The sequence below is a fragment of the Methanobacterium sp. CWC-01 genome (assembly GCF_030323845.1).
GTDB lineage: Archaea > Methanobacteriota > Methanobacteria > Methanobacteriales > Methanobacteriaceae > Methanobacterium > Methanobacterium aridiramus.
The window spans coordinates 373,131-392,099 of record NZ_CP040735.1 but is presented as its reverse complement, the minus strand read 5'-3'; the positions used below and the strand labels follow the sequence as shown (position 1 = coordinate 392,099).

Here is an 18,969-nt window from a genome sequence, read left to right as displayed (position 1 = left end):
GATCTACCACTGGCGTCTGCCAATTGGAATATCTTACCAGGTGATTAAATGAAGGGCTGTGAATGTTTTTGGCAATATAAAATTGAATAATAAACCTAAAAGAATAAAACTAAGTTATGATTCGCCTTTTGATGTATTTAAAGGAGTATATGCTCATTGTGAAAGCTCATTCCTCTTAGAATCAATGGAAAGTGATGGTGGACTTTCAAGATATTCCGTGATTGGTTTTGAACCATTAATTATACTCCGCGCATTCGGAAACGTCCTGCAGATAGATGAAGGCGGAGAGATCAGGGAAATTGATGTTGATAATCCATTTGACATCATAAAAGACTTGAACGGCAAATTTAATGGACAAAAAGGTTTTCAAGGCGGTTTGGTGGGATATGTGTCATACGAGGCCTCCAGACACTTTGAGCCGGTTAGTTTAAAAGTTGGTGAATATCCTGATTTTGAATTCGGACTGTTCCTGGACTGTGTAATATTTGATAGAATAAACCAGCGGGTTGAATACTTGACTAGGGGGGAGAACCGATCTCCGGAATTGGAGTCTATGCTGAAAGAAAACCGCGGAATAGGTACACTGAAGTTTAAAGAAGAAGGTAAATACTTCTCCAAAAAAAAGTTTCACCACATGGTCACCGATGCCCAGGAAAGAATAAAAGAGGGGGAAATATTCCAAAGTGTCTTATCCAACGCTACAAAATACAGATTACAGGGAGATAAACTATCTTTTTATGAAAAACTACGCAGAATAAATCCATCTCCCTACATGTACCACCTTAAACTGGGAGATAGAGAAATAATCGGATCTAGTCCGGAGATGCTGGTCAGAGTCGAGGGGGATATGGTGGAAACTTTTCCCATAGCTGGAACCAGACCACGGGGGGCAAACCCTGCAGAAGACGCCCGGTTGGAAAAAGAACTTTTAGAAGATGAGAAGGAACTTGCTGAACATCTGATGCTGGTTGACTTGGCCAGAAATGACATAGGAAAGGTCAGTCAGTTTGGTTCAGTAACTTTACCTGAATATTTGACTGTAAAAAAATTTTCCCATGTGCAGCACCTGGTATCCCGTGTGCAGGGCAAACTGGCAAGGGATAAAACTGCTGTAGATGCCTTCTCGGCCATGTTTCCAGCGGGAACGGTGAGTGGAGCACCTAAAATTAGGGCCATGGAAATAATCAATGAACTGGAAGATAGACCACGAGGCCCCTATGCGGGGGCGGTGGGTTATTTTGCCCTGAACGGGAATGCTGATTTTGCCATAACCATCCGGACTTTAATCTCTGATGGTCAACATGCCAAGTTACAGGCTGGTGCCGGAATAGTGCACGATTCTGTGCCTGAAAAAGAATATGAAGAGTGCCAGAATAAAGCTAAAGCCCTAATTCTGGCTATGGAGTCATTGGAGGGTTATACATGATACTTCTTATTGACAATTATGATTCATTCACTTACAACCTCTACCAACTGATAGGAATACATAATCCGGATATTAAGATCATCAGGAATGATGAACTGAGTCTAGAGGAGATACGGATCATAAAACCGGATTATATTGTCATTTCTCCCGGACCTGGAAATCCTGAAAAAGTCAGTGACTTTGGAGTTTGTAAACAGGTAATAAAAGAATTAGGTTCTGAAATACCCATTTTAGGAATATGTTTGGGACATCAGGGTGTTTTCAATGCCTTTGGGGGAGATATTGTTCGGAACGAACCGGTACATGGTAAAAAAAGTCACATTGAACACAATCAGGATGAACTCTTTCAGGGGGTGGAAAATCCACTGGCAGTCATCCGTTACCATTCCCTGGTATGTCAGGAGGATTCACTTCCAGATTGTCTGGAAATCACGGCCCGAACACCGGAAGGTCTGATAATGGGCATAAAACATCGTGAAAAGCCAATATTTGGTCTACAGTTCCATCCGGAGTCGGTAGGAACCCGAGAGGGGTCCCGAATCATAGAAAACTTTCTGGGGATGGGATTATGACTTTTGTAAACTTTAAAGAAATTCTAAGCCAAAAAAGATTTTCCCTGGAAAAAATCCGAGAAAAGGTTCCCCTAAGCGAGATGAAAAGCAAATCAGAAGAGGTAAAACCGGCACTTGACTTTCTAAGGGTCCTGGAACTTAACAAGGATCTTAATGATGTATCAGTCATCGGTGAATACAAGCCTGCTTCCCCTTCCCGGGGTCAACTTTCTAATTTTAAGGTAAAGGAGGTCGTGGAAACTTACCAGCGAGGGGGGGTCACGGCAGTGTCGGTCTTAACTGAAGAAAATTTTTTCAAAAGCTCCCTGGAAAACCTCAAAGTCGCAGGCAAGCTTACTTCCATGCCTTTACTCCGTAAAGATTTTATAATGGACGAGTATCAGATATATGAGGCCCGAAGTGCTGGAGCCAGTTCTCTGTTAATGATGGTGAGTGTATATCCGGATCTGGGGGGAGGTATTGGACTCTGCCGGGATCTGGGAATGGAACCCCTGGTGGAATGTGCCAACCGGGAGGAACTTAAATTGGCCATAAAATCCGGGGCCAGAATCATCGGAATTAATAACCGAAGCTTCCAGGACTTCAGTATAGATTTTAACCGAACTCTTAAAATGGCTGACTATGTGCCGGATGATCTGTTATTGGTATCAGAAAGTGGAGTAAATGGTTATAGGGACCTTAAGTTATTGGCTGATTTCGGTGCCGATGCCGTGCTGGTGGGTAGCAGTATAATGGCCTCCAGCAGCATCGAAAATTTGTACTCTTCCGTGAAAAGTCTGGTTGAATCATCTAAGGGAATGAGGAGGACAAGATCCACATGAAAATCAAGGTCTGCGGGATCAGAAGGCTTCTGGATGTCCTGATGGTGGAATCCACTGGAGTGGATCTACTGGGATTCATAAACGTAGAACGATCCCAGAGATTTGCTGATCTCAAATTAATTAAACTTCTAAGCTCCCAGATGGATGATCCAGGTAAGGCGGTGATGATAATGGAGCCGGATAACCCTGGGGATGTAATTAAAAGGGCAGAAATTTGTGGTATAACTAAAATACAATTACATTCTCTCTCACCTCCTGATATTAATTACATTAAAAGGGCATCAGAACTGGAAGTTACCAGGGCGGTGGGTATCAGCGAAAATATCTCCGAAGATAATAGAAAAGAGATCAGAGGCTATGCTGAGGTCTGTGATGCCATTTTACTGGATTATGAGGTGAATGGTAAATGTGGCGGTACAGGTATTCAGATCCCGCTCCAAACTGCAATAGAAGGAGCAGAAGTTGTGAATGATGTTGCGAATGTTGATGTCTTCCTGGCAGGGGGTTTGAACGCCCGATTAATGAAAAAAAACAAGAAAATGATTGATAAACACTTCCAGGGCATAGATATAAACTCCGGAGTGGAAGAATCACCTGGAATTAAAGATCGGGCTAAACTGGAAGAATTCATGGAAATTTTAAATAATTGACATTAATAGGTGATTTAGATGATTTCAGACGGAAAATTCGGAAAATATGGCGGCATGTTTGTCCCTGAACTTTTAATCCCTGCTTTAGAAGAACTTGAAGCAGCTTTCTACAGATACAAAGATGATAAAAAATTTAATAAGGAATTAGATTATTATTTGCGAGAGTTTGCAGGTAGGCCTACCTCCTTGTACTATGCCCAGCGACTTTCACAGAAGCTGGGTTGTAAAATATACCTGAAAAGGGAGGATCTTTTACACACTGGAGCCCATAAAATCAACAATACACTGGGCCAGGGTTTACTTGCCAAATATATGGGTAAAAAGAGGTTAATAGCCGAAACAGGTGCAGGGCAGCATGGTATTGCCACTGCAGTTATAGGTGCACTTTTTGGATTTCCCACCGATGTTTATATGGGTAGTGAAGATATCAAACGGCAGAAATTAAACGTGTTTCGGATGCAACTTAGTGGAGCCACGGTAATAAGTGTTGAAAGTGGTTCCAGAACCCTCAAAGATTCCATAAATGAAGCTCTGCGGGACTGGATCACCAACGTGGACACCACTCATTACCTCATTGGTTCTAGTATGGGTCCCCATCCCTATCCCACCATGGTAAAACACTTTCAGAGGGTTATTGGTCGTGAATCCCGCCAACAAATAATTGAAAAAGAAGGTATGCTTCCTGATGCGGTGATTGCCTGTGTAGGTGGGGGTAGTAATGCCATCGGCATATTCTCAGCCTTCCAGGAAGACTCGGAGGTGGAACTTGTCGGTGCAGAGGGAGGGGGAGAAGGTCCGGGAGGGCGGCACGGGGCTACTCTATCCTTTGGAACAGAGGGCGTCCTACATGGCTCACTATCATTCGTACTACAGGATGATGATGGGCAGATAAGCGAGGCTCACTCTGTATCAGCTGGACTGGACTATCCCGGGGTGGGGCCGGAGCATTCCCAGATGATGGTGGAAGGAAGAGCCAAATATGAACCCATACTTGATAAAGAGGCCCTTAGAGGATTTAAGTTGCTTTCCAAATATGAAGGAATAATCCCTGCCCTGGAAAGCTCCCACGCAGTGGCTTGCGCCGAAAAATATGCAAAAAAGACGGAGAATCAGGGAAAAACTATTATAATTAATCTTTCAGGTAGGGGAGATAAAGATATGCACATTGTATCCCATAAAATGGGGGTGAGAGTATGAATAATCCGGAAACCTACTCGGAAATGTTTAAGCGAGTGAAAGAACAATCCGAAGGCGCTTTCATACCATTCGTGGTGGCCGGTGATCCGGATTTGGAAACCTCCCTGCAAATTGTTAAGGAGATGGTCAATGCCGGAGCAGATGCCCTGGAAATTGGATTTCCCTTCAGTGACCCGGTAGCTGATGGGCCTACCATCCAAGCCGCCGATATAAGGGCTCTAGAGGCAGGGATGACAACCTTTCGAGGATTTGAATTTATAAGACAGGTAAGAGAATTCACGGATATTCCCATCGGACTTCTAGTGTACTACAACCTCATTTACAAGATGGGTATTGACCAGTTTTACAGTGAAGCCAGAAAAAGTGGTGTTAACGGGATTCTTGCTGCAGATTTGCCGCCAGAAGAAGCTTCACCTGCCATCCAGGCTTCAAAAAAACACGGTATTAATCAGATCTTCATGGTGGCCCAGACCACCAGTAATCAACGTTTATTACAAATATCTCAAATAGCAGAGGGCTTTATTTATGTGGTGGCGGTGATGGGGGTCACTGGGGCCAGATCCACCCTAGGGGGGGAAACGGTGGATCTAATCCGGCGGGTTCGCAGTCATATTAATCTCCCCATCGCGGTTGGGTTTGGAATTTCAAAGCCTGATCATGTTCAACGGGTCCTGAAGGCGGGTTCTGATGGGGCCATAGTTGCCAGTGCCCTATTGGACTTAATAGATAGGTATCATGATAATCGGGAGCTAATGTTAAAGGAGATGGGCAGACGATGTGAGGCACTAAAAAAAGCAAGTCGGGGGTACCTTAAGTGATGGCTTACTGTGTAGAAAAAATTGTTTCTCGGTCTGATCTGACCCAGTATGAGGCTCACCAGTGCATGATTGAGATGTTAGAGGGTAAAGCTACTGATATTCAGGTTGCAGCTTTTCTTTCATCTTTAAAAGTTAAGGGCGAAACGGTTGATGAGTTAACCGGATTCGCTAGGGCCATGAGGCAGTTAAGTGTCAAGGTGAAGCCAAAAAATCTTAGTAATCTGGTGGATACTTGTGGAACTGGTGGTGACACCCTGAAAACATTCAATGTTAGCACTGCTGCTGCTATAATCGCGGCTTCGGTGGGAGTCAAGGTGGCTAAACACGGCAATCGCAGTATCACCAGTAAGTGTGGTGGTGCGGATATATTGGAAGCCCTAGGAGTGAACCTAGAATGCGGGCCCAATGATGTAGAACAGTGCTTGGAAACAACTGGAATAGGTTTTATGTTTGCTCCTATTTTTCATCCTGCATTGGGGAGGTTGATGCCTGTCAGGAGAGAATTAAACATACCCACTGTTTTTAATTTATTAGGTCCTTTGTGTTCTCCTGCAGAGGCCCCTATACAACTCCTAGGTGTTTTTGACCCATCTAAGGTGGTTATGATGGCCAGGGTACTCCAGAATTTGGGAGTTAAAAGAGCCATGGTGGTACATGGATTTGATGAGAATAATCAGCCTGCTATGGATGAAATTTCAACCCTGGGAAAGACCACCATGGCCTTTATAGAAGGAACTCAAATGAAGGTCCAGGATATTTACCCCGAGGACCTGGGTCTTAAAAGATCACACCGGGATGATTTAATGGCCTCCAAGTCACTGGAAGGTAATTTAGTTATAATTAAGAAAGTCCTTTCTGGAGTTACTGATAATTCGGCCGATGAAGCACGTCTGAATCTTTGTTTAGCCAATGCCTCAGCAATACTATTCTTAACTGGAAAAACAAATGATCTACGTGAAGGAGTCGAGTTAGCACTTGAAAGTGTATTAAAGGGAAATGCCTACCATAAACTGGTTGAACTGGTTAAGATCAGCAATAAAAATACTAAAATGAATAATTAAATCATATAAAACAGTTAAAACTGGAATTAAGATAAAAAAAGTGGCAAATTGGTAACAAATCAGGTGAATAATATACCGAAGTTACCAATTGCTCCAATTTTATGATAAGTCTCTGGTGGAATATAAGGTTTTTGAATTATTATATTATCATTTTATTTTAATAAAATATTAAAAAATTTGGGCCACTTAAGCCATCTTAGTCTGGTCAGGGCCTTCTTTCTTTCTTCTTTATATCTTTCTTCTTTTCTAAAAGTGCAGCGTTACATTAGGGTGAAAATAAAATTAAAAAATATATATATTAAAAATAATGGGCCCGCTGGGATTCGAACCCAGGACCTCACGGTTATCAGCCGTGCGCTCTACCGCCTGAGCCACGGGCCCGTCATAAGATATTAAGTTAACTAAAGAACTTAGATAACCCATCAACAACCCTAAAAGTAGAGTAGGTAGATGCAAGATTTAAACTTCATCATATATATCCTTTTCTGAATGTCAGTCCTAGTGAAAATAATGGGGAAGGATGTCTTTAAACTGTCACCAGCCGCCATTATCGTTGTAAAACACCTTTTAAATGTTCTAAACAGGTTTGGAGCTCATCATTTTTGAGAACCACAAGATTAGAACCTAAAATCGTACTTATCGAGACCATTGAATATTTTAAAAGAGATAGATGCTCTTTTACAGTTTTATAATCCTCTAAAACTCTTTTTTTTCCTCTATCCCTGGTTCGCCTTTGGAAAATTTCATCATAAGATGTTTCTATGATGATGATAATCTCTGGGGGAATAATTTCAAAGGGCAGTGATATTAAATAACCTTCTCTGGTTATATCCACGCCATGTAAATCAATGAGAACGTTTTCCGCATTTTGTATGCTTAAGGCTGCTGATTTCCAAATCCGGTACTGTAATTCTGTATTTAACTGGAGCATATCCTCCAGAGTATGGGCTAAATCACGTTCAATGGCTATTTTCAGCATCAGCTCCCCAAAATTAATGTAATGGTAACCTAGCTCCTTGCTGATGGCCTTACATAGGGAGGTTTTCCCCACTCCCGGCACACCAACCACTGCAGCCCGGTTCCAGAGGAGCATTTACTTATTTACCATCTCACTGATGGCATCAGCCATCATGTGTCCTTCTACTACTATTTCTGCTTTGTCTATACCTTCCACGCTTTCAGCTGCCTGCCGGGCTTGCATGGCGATGTTTGCGGCACTCATGCAACCGGGGTTGGTTGGTTTTATCACGATTTTGGCGGTTTTATTTTTTTCATTGATTTCAATGCCATCTACGATTCCCATTTCCACAATACTAATGCCCATGTGGGGGTCTAGTACCAGTGATAAGGCTTCTCTGACTTGATTCATTAAATCTTCGCTCATGTTTATACCTCAAAAATAACATATTTCAAGTCTTTAAATTGATTTTTATGTCATAAATGAACTTTTATAACTTTATATCCACCTATAAAGTTATTTTCTTATGTTTTAGTTCTGGTATTTATAGTTATTTGTAAAAGATGAATTTGATTTTAGTGCTTCTGGCGGTGCCTGACCCGGACTGCTACTCCTTTTTCGGCCTTTTTCATTTCTTCACCACTCATAACGGCCTTCCCAACCCCTATCACATCACCTTTACGAACTATTACCACCTCATCTCTGGGTAAGATTTCTGGGGCTGAATCAACAACTCCCGGAACAAAAAGGGTATTAGTTTCCAGTTTAAAATCGATTTCCACCCAGTTAACATCAACTTCACTCAAAAGTTGGCCTCCCTTGAGGTTAAGAGAAAATAGTCCGGTATCAAATTGTAAAGTGGCCACTTGTTGATTTTCATAGAATAATCGTCGGTTAAAACGCCCTTTAAGACGATAACCTGGGGGTATGAGCACATCTGCAGCCTTAGTGTTAAACTGATAGCGGGCTACCGATCTTAAACCATTCATTTCCCTGGATTTACCTTTTGGTTTATTATAATCCCTTAAAATTCTTTTCAAATTCTGCATGGACTCTTGGGAGGTGGTGCGACCGTCTTCACAGGTAAAATGGGCCTGCGGAATGTATTTTTCACAAACATCCCGGTATCCTCCTGATACGTGGGCTACCGCTTTAATTTCTCCAATATAATCCTTCAAACATTCTCCAGTAAGGTCTACCTCTTCTTGTGACCATTTTCCGGTGGTGGGAACATCATAAGATTGGATGGGATAGGTCCTTTCCATCTCACGGGGACAGACTCCAAATGGGGATGTTAAAATTGCTTCTTGGAATCCTTTAGTTGCATTCTGGAAGATACGATGTGAACGTGATTGGGAGTACGGCTTTCCCATGCTGCAGGGTAATACCACCACCACGTCACCGAGCGGATCTAAATGGGACATCCGATCTCTCCATCGAACTGCTTCAGGACGATGGAGAGAAGCTTCTGTGGTGCAAAGTACTTTGATCATGATCGTATTCATCCTTATTTTTTTGGGTACTTTAACTCCTGGAATTTGACACGTATCTGGGTGCCGTGGTCGGAATTAATCTCTAATTCACCCATAATTTGTTCGGTCAGGCTATGTATCAGACGCATACCTAAAGAATCGGTTTTTTTATCAGGGAAGTCTGGAGGTAAACCTATCCCGTCATCAGCCACCTCTAATAAAAATTGTTTGTTTTCTTTCCCTTTAAATCTAACGTTCACAACACCCTCAGAGTCTCCAGGAAAGGCGTATTTGAAGGTGTTGGTCAGTATTTCGTTAAGGATTAATCCCAGGGGGATAACGGTGTTGATGTCCAGCATATGCTGTTCCACTTCTAAGTCTAGCTGGATCCTCTGGGGGTCCTTAATATAAGCATGATAAATATCCCTGGCCAAGCTTTCCATGTAATCCTGCGCATCCAGCTTCTTAAGTTCCTTGGATTGGTATAGTTTTTCGTGAATAAGGGCCATGGTTTTGGCACGACTCTGGCTGTCCTTAAAAATATCCTTGGCCACTTCATCTTCAATGTATCTGGACTGCATATTTAGCAGGCTGGCCATGATCATCAAATTATTCTTAACCCGATGATGAATCTCTTTCATGAGGATATCCTTATCTTCCAGGGCCTGTTCTAACTGTTCCTCCATTATCTTTCGTTCAGTAATGTCTCGGGCCACATGCACACTTCCCATCACATTACCGCCGTTATCATAGAGGGGAGTGGTGGTAATCATGAAGAATCCGCCTAAATTTTCTTCGTGCACCTCTGCAGAGTGTTCCTCTTCATCATGCATGAGCATGACATGCGGGCAGGTGTTGATGGGGCATGAGGTGCCGTGAACGACCTCATAACAACTTTTACCAATTAAATCTTCTGGTTCCATCCCCATGGAATTGGCCATGCTCCTATTAACCCTGACTACCTTGTGGTCGCAGTTAATGATGGTTATGGCATCTGGGATGGAGTTGAAAATTAGTTCAAATAATTCTCCTGACTCCAAATCTTCTAAATTTATTCTACCCCCTCCATTCAAATTAGATTAAGTTTAAGGATGTTTTCCATTTAACCATATAAGCCCAGTGAGCCGGGCCAGATCAAGGGTGTTGCAGACCAGATCAGTATGATCCAAGTCAGAAACATTATTTTTACCCACCACACGTACTAAGGTGGCTATTTCCTTATTGGATATTGTAAGGAAGTTTTTGAGTTTTTCGATACCTTCATCCAGGTTCAACTGTTTTATTAGTTGAGGATTCTGGGTGGTCACCCCGGTAGGACACAGACCACTATGACAAACACGATATTGCTCACAATTCATGGCAATAAGAGCAGCGGTACCCAGATACACGGCGTCAGCGCCCAGTGCCAGACATTTAGTAAAGTCAGCAGAATTGCGCAACCCACCCCCAGCTATTAAAGAGACTTGGTCCTTTAATCCCATTTTCAACAGGGCCTTGTACGCCCGGGGAAGGGCGGCAATAATGGGAATACCTACATTGTCTCTGACGTAAGCTGCTGTGGCTCCAGTTCCTCCTCCAAAACCGTCAAGAGCAATAAAATCAACTCCAGCCTCTGCCAAAATTTTAACATCATCTTCAACGTTACCACAACCTATCTTGGCACCAACTGGGGATCCGCCGGTTAGATCCTTGAGCCCGGCTATTTTTTCTTCCAGTTCCTGAGGGTTATTAATGTCAGGATGATGAGCGGGAGAATATGCAGATTCACCACGTTCTAGACCTCGGATACGGGCCACTTCTGCGGTGATCTTATCTGCTGGTAGAAAACTACCCTTACCGGGGTAGGCACCCTGACCAAATCGGATTTCAATGGCTGCTGCATTTTTCATTAATCCCTCCTCCAGACCGAATCTTCCGGTGGAGTACTGGACTATCATGTAATCAGAAAACTGGTTCTCCTCTTCTAAAACACCACCCTCGCCGGAGTTGAATCCCAAACCCAATTCCGTGGCAGTCTGTCCAATAATAATTCTAACATTCCTGGAAACGGCTCCAAAACTCATACCCGATATTAAGATGGGTGATGCCACTTTAAATGGCTTTTTTGCCTCAGGTCCGATGACAACTGTGGTATCTACTGTTTCTTCCGCATTTACCGGAATCCGGGATAACTGGGCTGGTATGAAATGCAAATCGTCAAGTTTAAATGGCAGTTCCTTCTGGGACCCCATGGATGCCACCATCTCCATACCTGCACTCTTATCTTTAATATCCACCATTTCCTGGTAAGAAATGGTGCTTTCTCTCTTAGAAATCTTACGAATAAGTGTTTTACTCCGTCCTGCTTCCACTTTATCGCAGTGATAAATTCCCTTAAGCCCATACTCATAATAAATGGCGCAGGTATCGCATATGCAGCCACTTGTATTTATATCAGTTTTACTGGCCCCTAAACCACAGTACAGTATTTCCCCATCACATTCATGGGGATAGCTGGGACAAAGTGGACAGTGACATTTGGCCCGATTTTCAGGGGTATCTTCTATCTTACTCCTTATTTCTTGAGCATCCTGAACCACGTGGAGTTCTCCTTTTTTAATTTGTTAAATGGATTTTAAACTTTAATTACTCTTTTAATTACAATGCTTGAATGAACCTTCGGGGGTCGGTTTCAATATCCACTAGCACCGGCCCTTCTGTATCCAGGGCCTCAGAAACGGCGGTTCTAAGTTTATCAGGATCTTTAACATTGATTCCTGTTCCCCCACATTCTCGGGCGTAACTGGCAAAATCAGGGTTATAAAGTTGGGTTTGCCAGTTAGGATAGTTCTCAACCTTCTGTTCCTGCATGATCATGGCCAGCTGGTGGTTGTTCATCAGGAATAGTTTCACCGGAAGTTCATACTTCACTGCGGTGAGAAAATCGGCCATCACCATGGAAAAACCACCATCACCAGTTATACAGACCACTTGTCTATCAGGATAGACCAACTGGGCTGCCAGAGCAGCAGGGAGTCCGAATCCCATGGTGCCTAGATAGCCGGACATCAACATCTTCTGGGTTTTTTTCATCCAGAAGTTTCGACCAAACCACCATCCATTCTCACCCGTATCCAGGGTAATGATAGCATCCTCGGCCAATTCTTCGTTTAGGACTTTTATGATGTACTGCGGCCTAACTGGAGTTAGAGTACCATCTGCCTCTTCCTCCAGGAGGTCCAGCCACTCCTGTTTTAAGTTTTTGATTTCTTCCCGGTACAGAGGACGCTCTTTTTCCTGGACCATGCCCAATAGCTGGGGGAGGATTTCGGCACTGTTACCCAGAAGCCCCACTTCAACTGGATATTGCCGGGCGATCATCAGGGGGTTCAGATCGATCTGCACCGTCTTTTTAGGGGGTATCTGGGTCATATCTGAGAAGGAGGAGCCAATTACTATGAGAAGGTCGCAATCGTCCATCAGAACCGTGGATGCTGTGGAGCCTATAGTTCCATGGCTACCCACGTAGAGGTCATGATCTTCATCAATAACTCCCTTACCACGGAAAGTGGTGGTTATGGGGGCATCTATTTTCTCCGCAAATTTTGCAAGGACCTCTCCCTGACCCATAGCACCGAAACCAGATAGTATAACTGGTTTTTCAGCTTTGTTAATGGCCTGGGCTGCTTGCAGAACCAGGAACATTGGTTGGGATACGGCGTTGTTAGGGAAACTTCCTTCGAATGGAACAGGACGGGCCCGGAATGGTTCCTTCTGCACATCGTTAGGCATACCAATGTGAGAAACACCCCCCTCCAGGAGGGCATGTTTAATTCCCAGAGTAACCAGGTTAATGGTCTGTTCAGGAGACATTAAGATTTTGTTGAAGACTGTGAGAGGTTCAAAGAATGAATGCTGGTCTATTTCCTGAAAAGAACCAGGACCCATGAGTTGTCTTTGCACCATCCCGGTGATGGCCAGCACCGGAGCATGGTCTAATTTCGCATCGTAGAGGCCGGTGGCCAGATTAGTGGCCCCGGGACCAGCGACCGTTAAACAAGCAGCCAGGTGTCCGGTTAATTTACCATAGGCAGAAGCCATCATGGCTGCCGTCTGTTCATGACGCACCTGTATGTATTTAATCCGGTCTTCTTGCCGGATAGCGTCCACCACACCCAGTGAGGAGGTACCGGGGATTCCAAACACGTATTGAATACCCCATTCTGCCATCTGATCCACCATCACTTCTGAAACAGTGGAATCAACATCTTTATATTCTATCTTGGCACTCAAAAGCACGAAGGTTGATAGCGGCGAATTACAAACCGGGCATCGCCAGTTCTCGGGCAAATCTTCAAATTTAACTCCTTCCCGTTCTTCATCCAAGATGTAGTTACATACCGTGCACCTGTACCTGGCCATTACAATCCCCCTCATCTAAACTAAATAAACCTGTATAAATATTATTTTTGAAATTAATAAAGACACCTCCTGGCAAAAAAGACGGAGTTTAAAGACGATTTAGAGATTTTTTAGAGATTTTCAATTTATATCCCATAAACCTCAAAATATAAGCTTATGGGGAATTTCAAGATTAACTGCAGGGATGATAATCAAAACTTCATACCCACCCAATCCTACCATGAATTACTAAGATCCTTTTCAAAGTTGAAAAAACAACGTGGATTAATACTGCACGTAGTTGGTGCCCCGGGGGTGGGAAAATCTGCCAACATTTATCAGGCCTCTGCTGAGATCGGTTTAGAAGTTTATGAGGCTGGTTTATCTCTGGATAGTGAAAATGTTCAACCAAGAAGGGTGTTCGAGCTTACCCTGGAGTCTGTGAAAAAGGATCTGGGGGTTAAAAGTGATCAAGCACTGTACCGCAAGTTAAAAGAATTTGACATGGTACTATTTGCCGACCTTTTCCATGATTCTCATCTTATAAATATGGATGCAGTTGGTTTCAGTCAGTGGAGCGCTAATAAAGGATGGGGGGCCTTTCCCTATTATTGGTACTGCTTGAAAGAATACCTCAAACAAAAAAATGAGTTTAAGGACTTAAATGTTGTTTTCCAGACCTCATGGGGGCTTCGTTTAGGCGGGAGGAAAAGGGACCTTTTCACTGAACTGGGCATTATTTCCAGAATTTCACTTTTTCTTTTAAAAATATCCTTTCAAGTGGTGGAGATATCTTATTCTCCTCTAGAAACTATAAATATTGTGAAAAGCCACTTTCATAATGTTGAGGAGGATAGAATAAAGAAAGGAATTGCTCTCTACCATTGCAAGCCCAGATTTATCTGTGAAGCCCTTAAAACGGAAAAAGTCTAAAGAAATGATGGAATAGAAATAAATGAAAAATAATGTCCTTTTAACCCTTCTCAAATCCACCCGGATAAGCTGGGCTTCAAAGAATGTGCACATGTACTTACTGGCACTTACTTACGCTTATTTTGCCAATCAACCCATAAACAATCCCCTGCTAATATTAGGGGGTCTACTTTTGGTATCATTATTCTGGGGGGGCCTTTACACCCTTAATGACCTAACTGATCTTGAAGTGGACCAAAGGGATAGCTTCAAAAAAAACAGGGCATTTATACAGAATAAAGTGGATGAAAAATGGATAGTACTGTTTGTAGTTATCATACTGGCCACGGTCTTCATTTTGTCCATGGTCTTTATGCCAGTTTCCTTTACCCTGATTCTAATATTGATGTTGTTAAATCAAATAATCTATACCCTGCCCCCGATAAGGTTAAAAGAAACTTCTCTTGCTCCCTTATCCAGTACAGCCACTAACTCTGTTTTGAGACTGGCCTCCTGTGCAGTTTTGCTAGGCAACATTTATATCGTACCCCTGGGTGTGTATATTTTCATGTTCATTGCCGGGATGGCTACTTACCTCATGTACAAATCCAGACCGAGGGATGCAAGTATTGTGGGAGTGTTATGTGTATTGGTGCTGATTTATTTAATCTATTCCGGGGAAATGAATTTAATACAATTCCTGGTGGCACTGGTTCCATCCATTGTGGCTGGAATACCCCTATACCTATCACTGTTTACCAATCAGGGAAAAATGCTCAAACTGGCTGATATTTTATACCACCAGATCGCACTGGGATTCTTCCTAATATGCATTCTGATTATTATTTTTTAAAAAAGAGTTAGGAAGGGCCTTAAAAAAATAACCCTTCAACTGTCAAAATACCTTAAAACCTTCTAGAATAGCTTTCCCAACTTTAAAAGAGCCTTAGGGGAGACTTTAACCAATTTTTTTATGAGTTCGCTAGTGTTTATAACGTCAAAGTCCGTTTCCTGGAAAGCTTCTGCGATGGAGTCCAACTCATCATCGGACAGGCTTAACATGTATTCCTTGGTCTTAAGGTACTTCTTAAAGGATTCTCCAACTTCTTTTTGGCAACGGCTTTTATACTCCTTTAAGTCCTTGGCAGACCAGGATCCGTTTTTAATAGCCTTTGCAGCTATTTCTCCGGCTATTCGTCCGCCGGTCATTCCACTGGTAATTCCTCCACCAGTGAGAGGGTTTACCATTCCTGCCGCGTCTCCCACCACCAGGGCATTATCAGCCACCAGGTCCTTGATTACTCCACCCACCGGATCACCGCCAATGTTCAATTCCACTGGCTGAGCATTCTGGGTGGCAGGGTTGTTATCTACAAACTCTAAGAGGTGTTGGTAGGCTGTTTTCTCAGTGAGGGTGTTTAAAATCCCCAAACCCACGTTGGCTATGTCATTCCCTTTGGGGAATATCCAGGCATAACCTCCGGGGGCCACACTACCAAAGTGAAATTCGATACAGTCTGGTTCTGCCATCTCCACGTTTACCATTTCAAATTGGGCACATGATTCCATGTTCTTGGGTTTGGTACCAGTTTTAAGCCCAGCCCAACGACCTACTCTTGATTCAGGACCGTCAGCAGCAATTAGGATCTTGGCCTGAATTTCAAACTCGTGACCCATGTGTTCGGCTGACACTATAACCCGATCTCCATCTCTTACCAATCCGGTGGCCAGAGTTTTGACCATAATCTGCGCCCCGGCCCGGGCAGCATCCATAGCCATGAATTTGTCGAAGACTTTTCTTTCCAGGATGTAACCTGCTTCGGGAAGTTTAACCTTGCCTTCATCCAGGACCACGTCGGTACCGTTAGGTGAGACCATACGAATCCCACTCAGTTCCTTGGTTATCCAGCGGGAGTTTGGTTTTATTCCCAGTTCTTTAAGGCCTTCCTTGGAAACTCCCTCGGCGCAACGTTTAGGGCTTCCAATTTCGGATTTTTTATCGATCATGAGCACTTCCGCCCCGTTTAAAGCGGCGTGCTTGGCTGCAGATGAGCCGGCAGGACCGGCTCCGATTACCAGGACATCAACTACTAACATAAAAGGTCTCCTTACTTTTTTAGGGCGTCCACTGGACATATCTGGATGCAGATCTGACATTCTTTGCATCCTTCCTCGTTAAATCTTAAACTTAATTCTCTCACTTCGATGAGGTTGCGAGGGCATACTCCAGCACACTCCCCACAGTACATACACCATTCCTTAACAATCATAGTATCATCCTTTAAAAGTTAGACAATTAATTTGGTTATCTTAGTATTTAATGCTTGGACATTTATAAAATTGGGTTTAAAACCCGAGGTACATTATCTATAATCCAGATCTCCACCACTGTAGAGAAGTTGTAGTTTAATGAAATTTCCCAGTTCGAAATTTCGGTATGGGCTATAAATATAGGGGAAAATCATCCCTTTAAGAGTATAGATATAGGCAGGAATTAAACCGTATTCTCTCCGGAGAATATCAAAGTACAGGGGAAAACCGCAACCCTGGACGAATATTGGATTTCCGTTACGTGCGTTTCCATGCCAGGCCAGAGGGAGGGGTCCTTCCTGTCCATGTTTTTGGGCTACTTGGTAAACGTGATCCATGGCCTCTTCGTAACTGTTGAAAACAATACCGTCTGATTTATATTTGTAACGTCCATCTGGGGTTCCAAAGAGTGCTATTTTAAGCGAATCAGTGTAATTGGTAGGGCCAGTGGCACCCGTTCCCTGGGTATCTATGAAGGCCAGTTCAATGATGTAAACATCATCTTCCACATAACTTCGATAATTGGAACTTCCCCCAAAATGGGTTATTAAAGCACACTTCGAACCTCTTTCTTTTGCATATTTTGCTAATAGTTTTGAATGGAGGTGTCCGGGATAGAAATCTGGATTCATCACCTTCACAAAGGCCACACGTCCCATGGGTTCTAAATCACTACCGGAAACCACGGTATAGGAATAAACTATCATAAGTCCTATTATGGACAGCAGGATAACAGCGGTGACTGTTTTGAGGTTCATTATCTAAACTCTGTTTTATTATATTAAAGTTTGTTGTAGAACATTAGATGCCTATAAATAATGAAAAATAAATGTTAAAATCTTTTTTGAAGGACATTTTCGCCAGCACGGCATCAACACAAACAGGCCTTGAATTTATCTATTTTGCCATTTTTAACCACAAATATATTCTTTTTTTTGAATATCTCATAATCCTTAGCTGACTCCAGAATCTTCAAGCCCATAGCATCCGCTTCCAGGGCCAGTTCCACTTCCCCTTCTTGTAAGGCACGCTTTAAAATATCCCTTATGTGGGAGGATGTTTTTTCAGGATCAAGCAAATCTACGTATTCCACCTGATAGGGAGCGTGAATATCCAATTCAAGACCTTTATTTAAAATTACTATGGTTTTTTCAGCCTGAATGAGTTTTATTGCCTCTTTTACAAGGTTATTGCTGATATTAGTAATTAATATGGGCATAGATCCTCCAGTAACTATTTGATCATAAGGGACATTATTCCACCTCTTTTACCTGACTTTAAGGATGGATCAGATGGCATCATATTGGCCATCATCTCTTTAGTGGCTCGCTTGTTGATATCTTCAAATATCATCTTATAGGCCGTGCATTGGGGGTCAACGTTCTTTATATGGCCTCCATCTGCTTTCAATGCGTTATAGGGGCAACCACCACGACACATCTTAATGAAACGACACTTCTTACAACTTTCGTCCACTAGGTCCATGAAACTTTGAATAACCTTCCAAGCTTCAGATTGTTGCAGATCTTCCACACGGGGTTTGTCGCGAACGTTACCCATCACATAATCAGGCATCTCTACGAAACGATAGCAGGGATAGATGTTCCCCTCAAAATCAACAGCCAGGGTGTTTCCCAGACAATCTGCCAGCACGCACACGGTGCCTTTTCTGATGAAGTAACTTTTACAAAAGTGATCAAAGTCCACTATTTCAATATCATCCAGATGGGATAGGTACTTATCAAGTAAAATTTTTAAGAGTTTACCATACTCTTCAGGAGAAATAGCCCATGGATCAGAGTTATCTCCTCTTAAAGAAGGTAGGGCGGGGTGTAACTTGAGATTAAATCCACATTCTAAAAAATATTCAAAAATCTCATCAACAAGGTCCTTAGAGTAGGAAGTGAACGTACAGATGAAGTTAACTGGAAGATCGTTTCTTAGGGCAATTTCGTAGCCTTTCATAGTTTTATCAAAATACCCTTTGCCCCTTTGTAGTTCATTAATGTCTTCAGGACCATCCAGGCTGGAACTAACCGCTACACCATAATCCCGAAATAACTGGGCCAGTTCATCTGTAAGGAGCCAGAGATTACTTTGAAGAGAGAAACCAGCTCCACGGTCACCTAAACCTTCCTTTAACAGGGGTAGGGCTTCTTTATAGAAATCGTAACCAGCAAGGAGAGGCTCCCCTCCATGAAACGTAAAATGCACGGGGTCTTCTCGGTAATCTTCAAGCCATTCAACCACTTTTTTAATAATCTCAATATCCATTACTCCTGCATTATCCTTAGAACCCCAGCAGTAGCTGCAATTAGAAGGACAGTTAAGGGTGGGTACTAACATAACGTGGTACATTTTCTAATACTCCATAACTGGGATTTAATTTATG

The 18,969-nt window shown here is 42.8% G+C and carries 20 protein-coding genes and 1 tRNA gene; 9 read left to right on the top strand and 12 right to left on the bottom strand.

Going from position 1 to position 18,969, the window contains the following annotated elements:
- Nucleotides 1–58: 58 nt before the first annotated feature.
- The 7 genes from trpE to trpD are packed head-to-tail and all read left to right on the top strand — an operon-like array spanning nt 59 to nt 6,545.
- Entirely contained in the window at nt 59–1,426 is a 1,368-nt protein-coding gene (trpE, locus tag FGU46_RS02005; RefSeq protein WP_286476003.1) for an anthranilate synthase component I, read from the top strand.
- Nucleotides 1,423–1,998: an anthranilate synthase component II gene (locus FGU46_RS02000; protein WP_286476001.1), complete on the top strand. Its 576-nt coding sequence runs from the start codon at nt 1,423–1,425 to the stop codon at nt 1,996–1,998. The genes trpE and FGU46_RS02000 overlap by 4 nt, the downstream gene beginning before the upstream one ends.
- Nucleotides 1,995–2,819, top strand: coding sequence for an indole-3-glycerol phosphate synthase TrpC (locus FGU46_RS01995; protein WP_286475999.1), 825 nt, complete (start codon nt 1,995–1,997; stop codon nt 2,817–2,819). Before FGU46_RS02000 ends, FGU46_RS01995 begins: the two co-directional genes overlap by 4 nt.
- A complete protein-coding gene (locus FGU46_RS01990; RefSeq protein ID WP_286475997.1) occupies nt 2,816–3,469 on the top strand; it encodes a phosphoribosylanthranilate isomerase in 654 nt (217 codons plus the stop codon). The genes FGU46_RS01995 and FGU46_RS01990 overlap by 4 nt, the downstream gene beginning before the upstream one ends.
- An 18-nt stretch (nt 3,470–3,487) precedes the next feature.
- Nucleotides 3,488–4,666 carry a tryptophan synthase subunit beta gene (gene trpB / locus FGU46_RS01985; protein ID WP_286475995.1) on the top strand — a complete coding sequence of 393 codons (1,179 nt, stop codon included), beginning with the start codon at nt 3,488–3,490 and terminating at the stop codon, nt 4,664–4,666.
- Entirely contained in the window at nt 4,663–5,484 is an 822-nt protein-coding gene (trpA, locus tag FGU46_RS01980; protein ID WP_286475993.1) for a tryptophan synthase subunit alpha, read from the top strand. The genes trpB and trpA overlap by 4 nt, the downstream gene beginning before the upstream one ends.
- Nucleotides 5,484–6,545 (top strand): anthranilate phosphoribosyltransferase, encoded by a 1,062-nt coding sequence (gene trpD / locus FGU46_RS01975; protein ID WP_286475991.1) that lies wholly within the window; start codon nt 5,484–5,486, stop codon nt 6,543–6,545. Before trpA ends, trpD begins: the two co-directional genes overlap by 1 nt.
- 308 nt (nt 6,546–6,853) lie before the next feature.
- On the opposite strand, the gene FGU46_RS01970 is transcribed toward trpD, so the two are convergent.
- From FGU46_RS01970 to FGU46_RS01940, 7 genes are all read right to left on the bottom strand, one after another.
- Nucleotides 6,854–6,926 (bottom strand) — tRNA-Ile (locus tag FGU46_RS01970).
- Between the two features lie 166 nt (nt 6,927–7,092).
- A complete protein-coding gene (locus FGU46_RS01965; protein ID WP_286475989.1) occupies nt 7,093–7,638 on the bottom strand; it encodes an AAA family ATPase in 546 nt (181 codons plus the stop codon).
- Nucleotides 7,639–7,929: a metal-sulfur cluster assembly factor gene (locus FGU46_RS01960; protein WP_286475987.1), complete on the bottom strand. Its 291-nt coding sequence runs from the start codon at nt 7,927–7,929 to the stop codon at nt 7,639–7,641. It lies immediately after the preceding gene.
- A gap of 149 nt (nt 7,930–8,078) precedes the next feature.
- A complete protein-coding gene (locus tag FGU46_RS01955; RefSeq protein ID WP_286475985.1) occupies nt 8,079–8,996 on the bottom strand; it encodes a DUF5591 domain-containing protein in 918 nt (305 codons plus the stop codon).
- Between the two features lie 14 nt (nt 8,997–9,010).
- Nucleotides 9,011–10,015, bottom strand: a complete 1,005-nt coding sequence (locus FGU46_RS01950; protein ID WP_286475984.1) for a PAS domain-containing sensor histidine kinase — start codon at nt 10,013–10,015, stop codon at nt 9,011–9,013.
- Between the two features lie 45 nt (nt 10,016–10,060).
- The gene (locus FGU46_RS01945) at nt 10,061–11,554 is read right to left on the bottom strand and encodes an FMN-binding glutamate synthase family protein (protein ID WP_286475982.1); all 1,494 of its coding nucleotides are present in this window, start codon (nt 11,552–11,554) and stop codon (nt 10,061–10,063) included.
- A 58-nt stretch (nt 11,555–11,612) separates the two neighbouring features.
- A complete protein-coding gene (locus FGU46_RS01940) occupies nt 11,613–13,376 on the bottom strand; it encodes a thiamine pyrophosphate-dependent enzyme (RefSeq protein WP_286475980.1) in 1,764 nt (587 codons plus the stop codon).
- A gap of 156 nt (nt 13,377–13,532) precedes the next feature.
- Here FGU46_RS01940 and FGU46_RS01935 point away from each other — a divergent pair, with 156 nt between their 5' ends.
- Entirely contained in the window at nt 13,533–14,288 is a 756-nt protein-coding gene (locus FGU46_RS01935; RefSeq protein ID WP_286475978.1) for a hypothetical protein, read from the top strand.
- A 22-nt stretch (nt 14,289–14,310) separates the two neighbouring features.
- A complete protein-coding gene (locus FGU46_RS01930) occupies nt 14,311–15,120 on the top strand; it encodes a UbiA family prenyltransferase (RefSeq protein WP_286475976.1) in 810 nt (269 codons plus the stop codon).
- A gap of 62 nt (nt 15,121–15,182) precedes the next feature.
- Here FGU46_RS01930 and FGU46_RS01925 read toward each other — a convergent pair whose 3' ends face one another.
- The 5 genes from FGU46_RS01925 to FGU46_RS01905 all read right to left on the bottom strand — a co-directional run bounded on the left by FGU46_RS01925 (nt 15,183) and on the right by FGU46_RS01905 (nt 18,935).
- Nucleotides 15,183–16,364 carry an NAD(P)/FAD-dependent oxidoreductase gene (locus tag FGU46_RS01925; RefSeq protein ID WP_286475974.1) on the bottom strand — a complete coding sequence of 394 codons (1,182 nt, stop codon included), beginning with the start codon at nt 16,362–16,364 and terminating at the stop codon, nt 15,183–15,185.
- 11 nt (nt 16,365–16,375) lie between these two features.
- Nucleotides 16,376–16,537 (bottom strand): DUF362 domain-containing protein, encoded by a 162-nt coding sequence (locus FGU46_RS01920; protein ID WP_286475972.1) that lies wholly within the window; start codon nt 16,535–16,537, stop codon nt 16,376–16,378.
- A gap of 93 nt (nt 16,538–16,630) precedes the next feature.
- Entirely contained in the window at nt 16,631–17,335 is a 705-nt protein-coding gene (locus FGU46_RS01915; RefSeq protein WP_286475971.1) for a hypothetical protein, read from the bottom strand.
- Between the two features lie 113 nt (nt 17,336–17,448).
- Complete coding sequence (locus tag FGU46_RS01910; protein ID WP_286475969.1) at nt 17,449–17,796, bottom strand: hypothetical protein; 348 nt, start codon at nt 17,794–17,796, stop codon at nt 17,449–17,451.
- Nucleotides 17,797–17,810: 14 nt separating this feature from the next.
- Nucleotides 17,811–18,935, bottom strand: a complete 1,125-nt coding sequence (locus tag FGU46_RS01905; RefSeq protein ID WP_286475967.1) for a TIGR04083 family peptide-modifying radical SAM enzyme — start codon at nt 18,933–18,935, stop codon at nt 17,811–17,813.
- Nucleotides 18,936–18,969 lie beyond the last annotated feature (34 nt).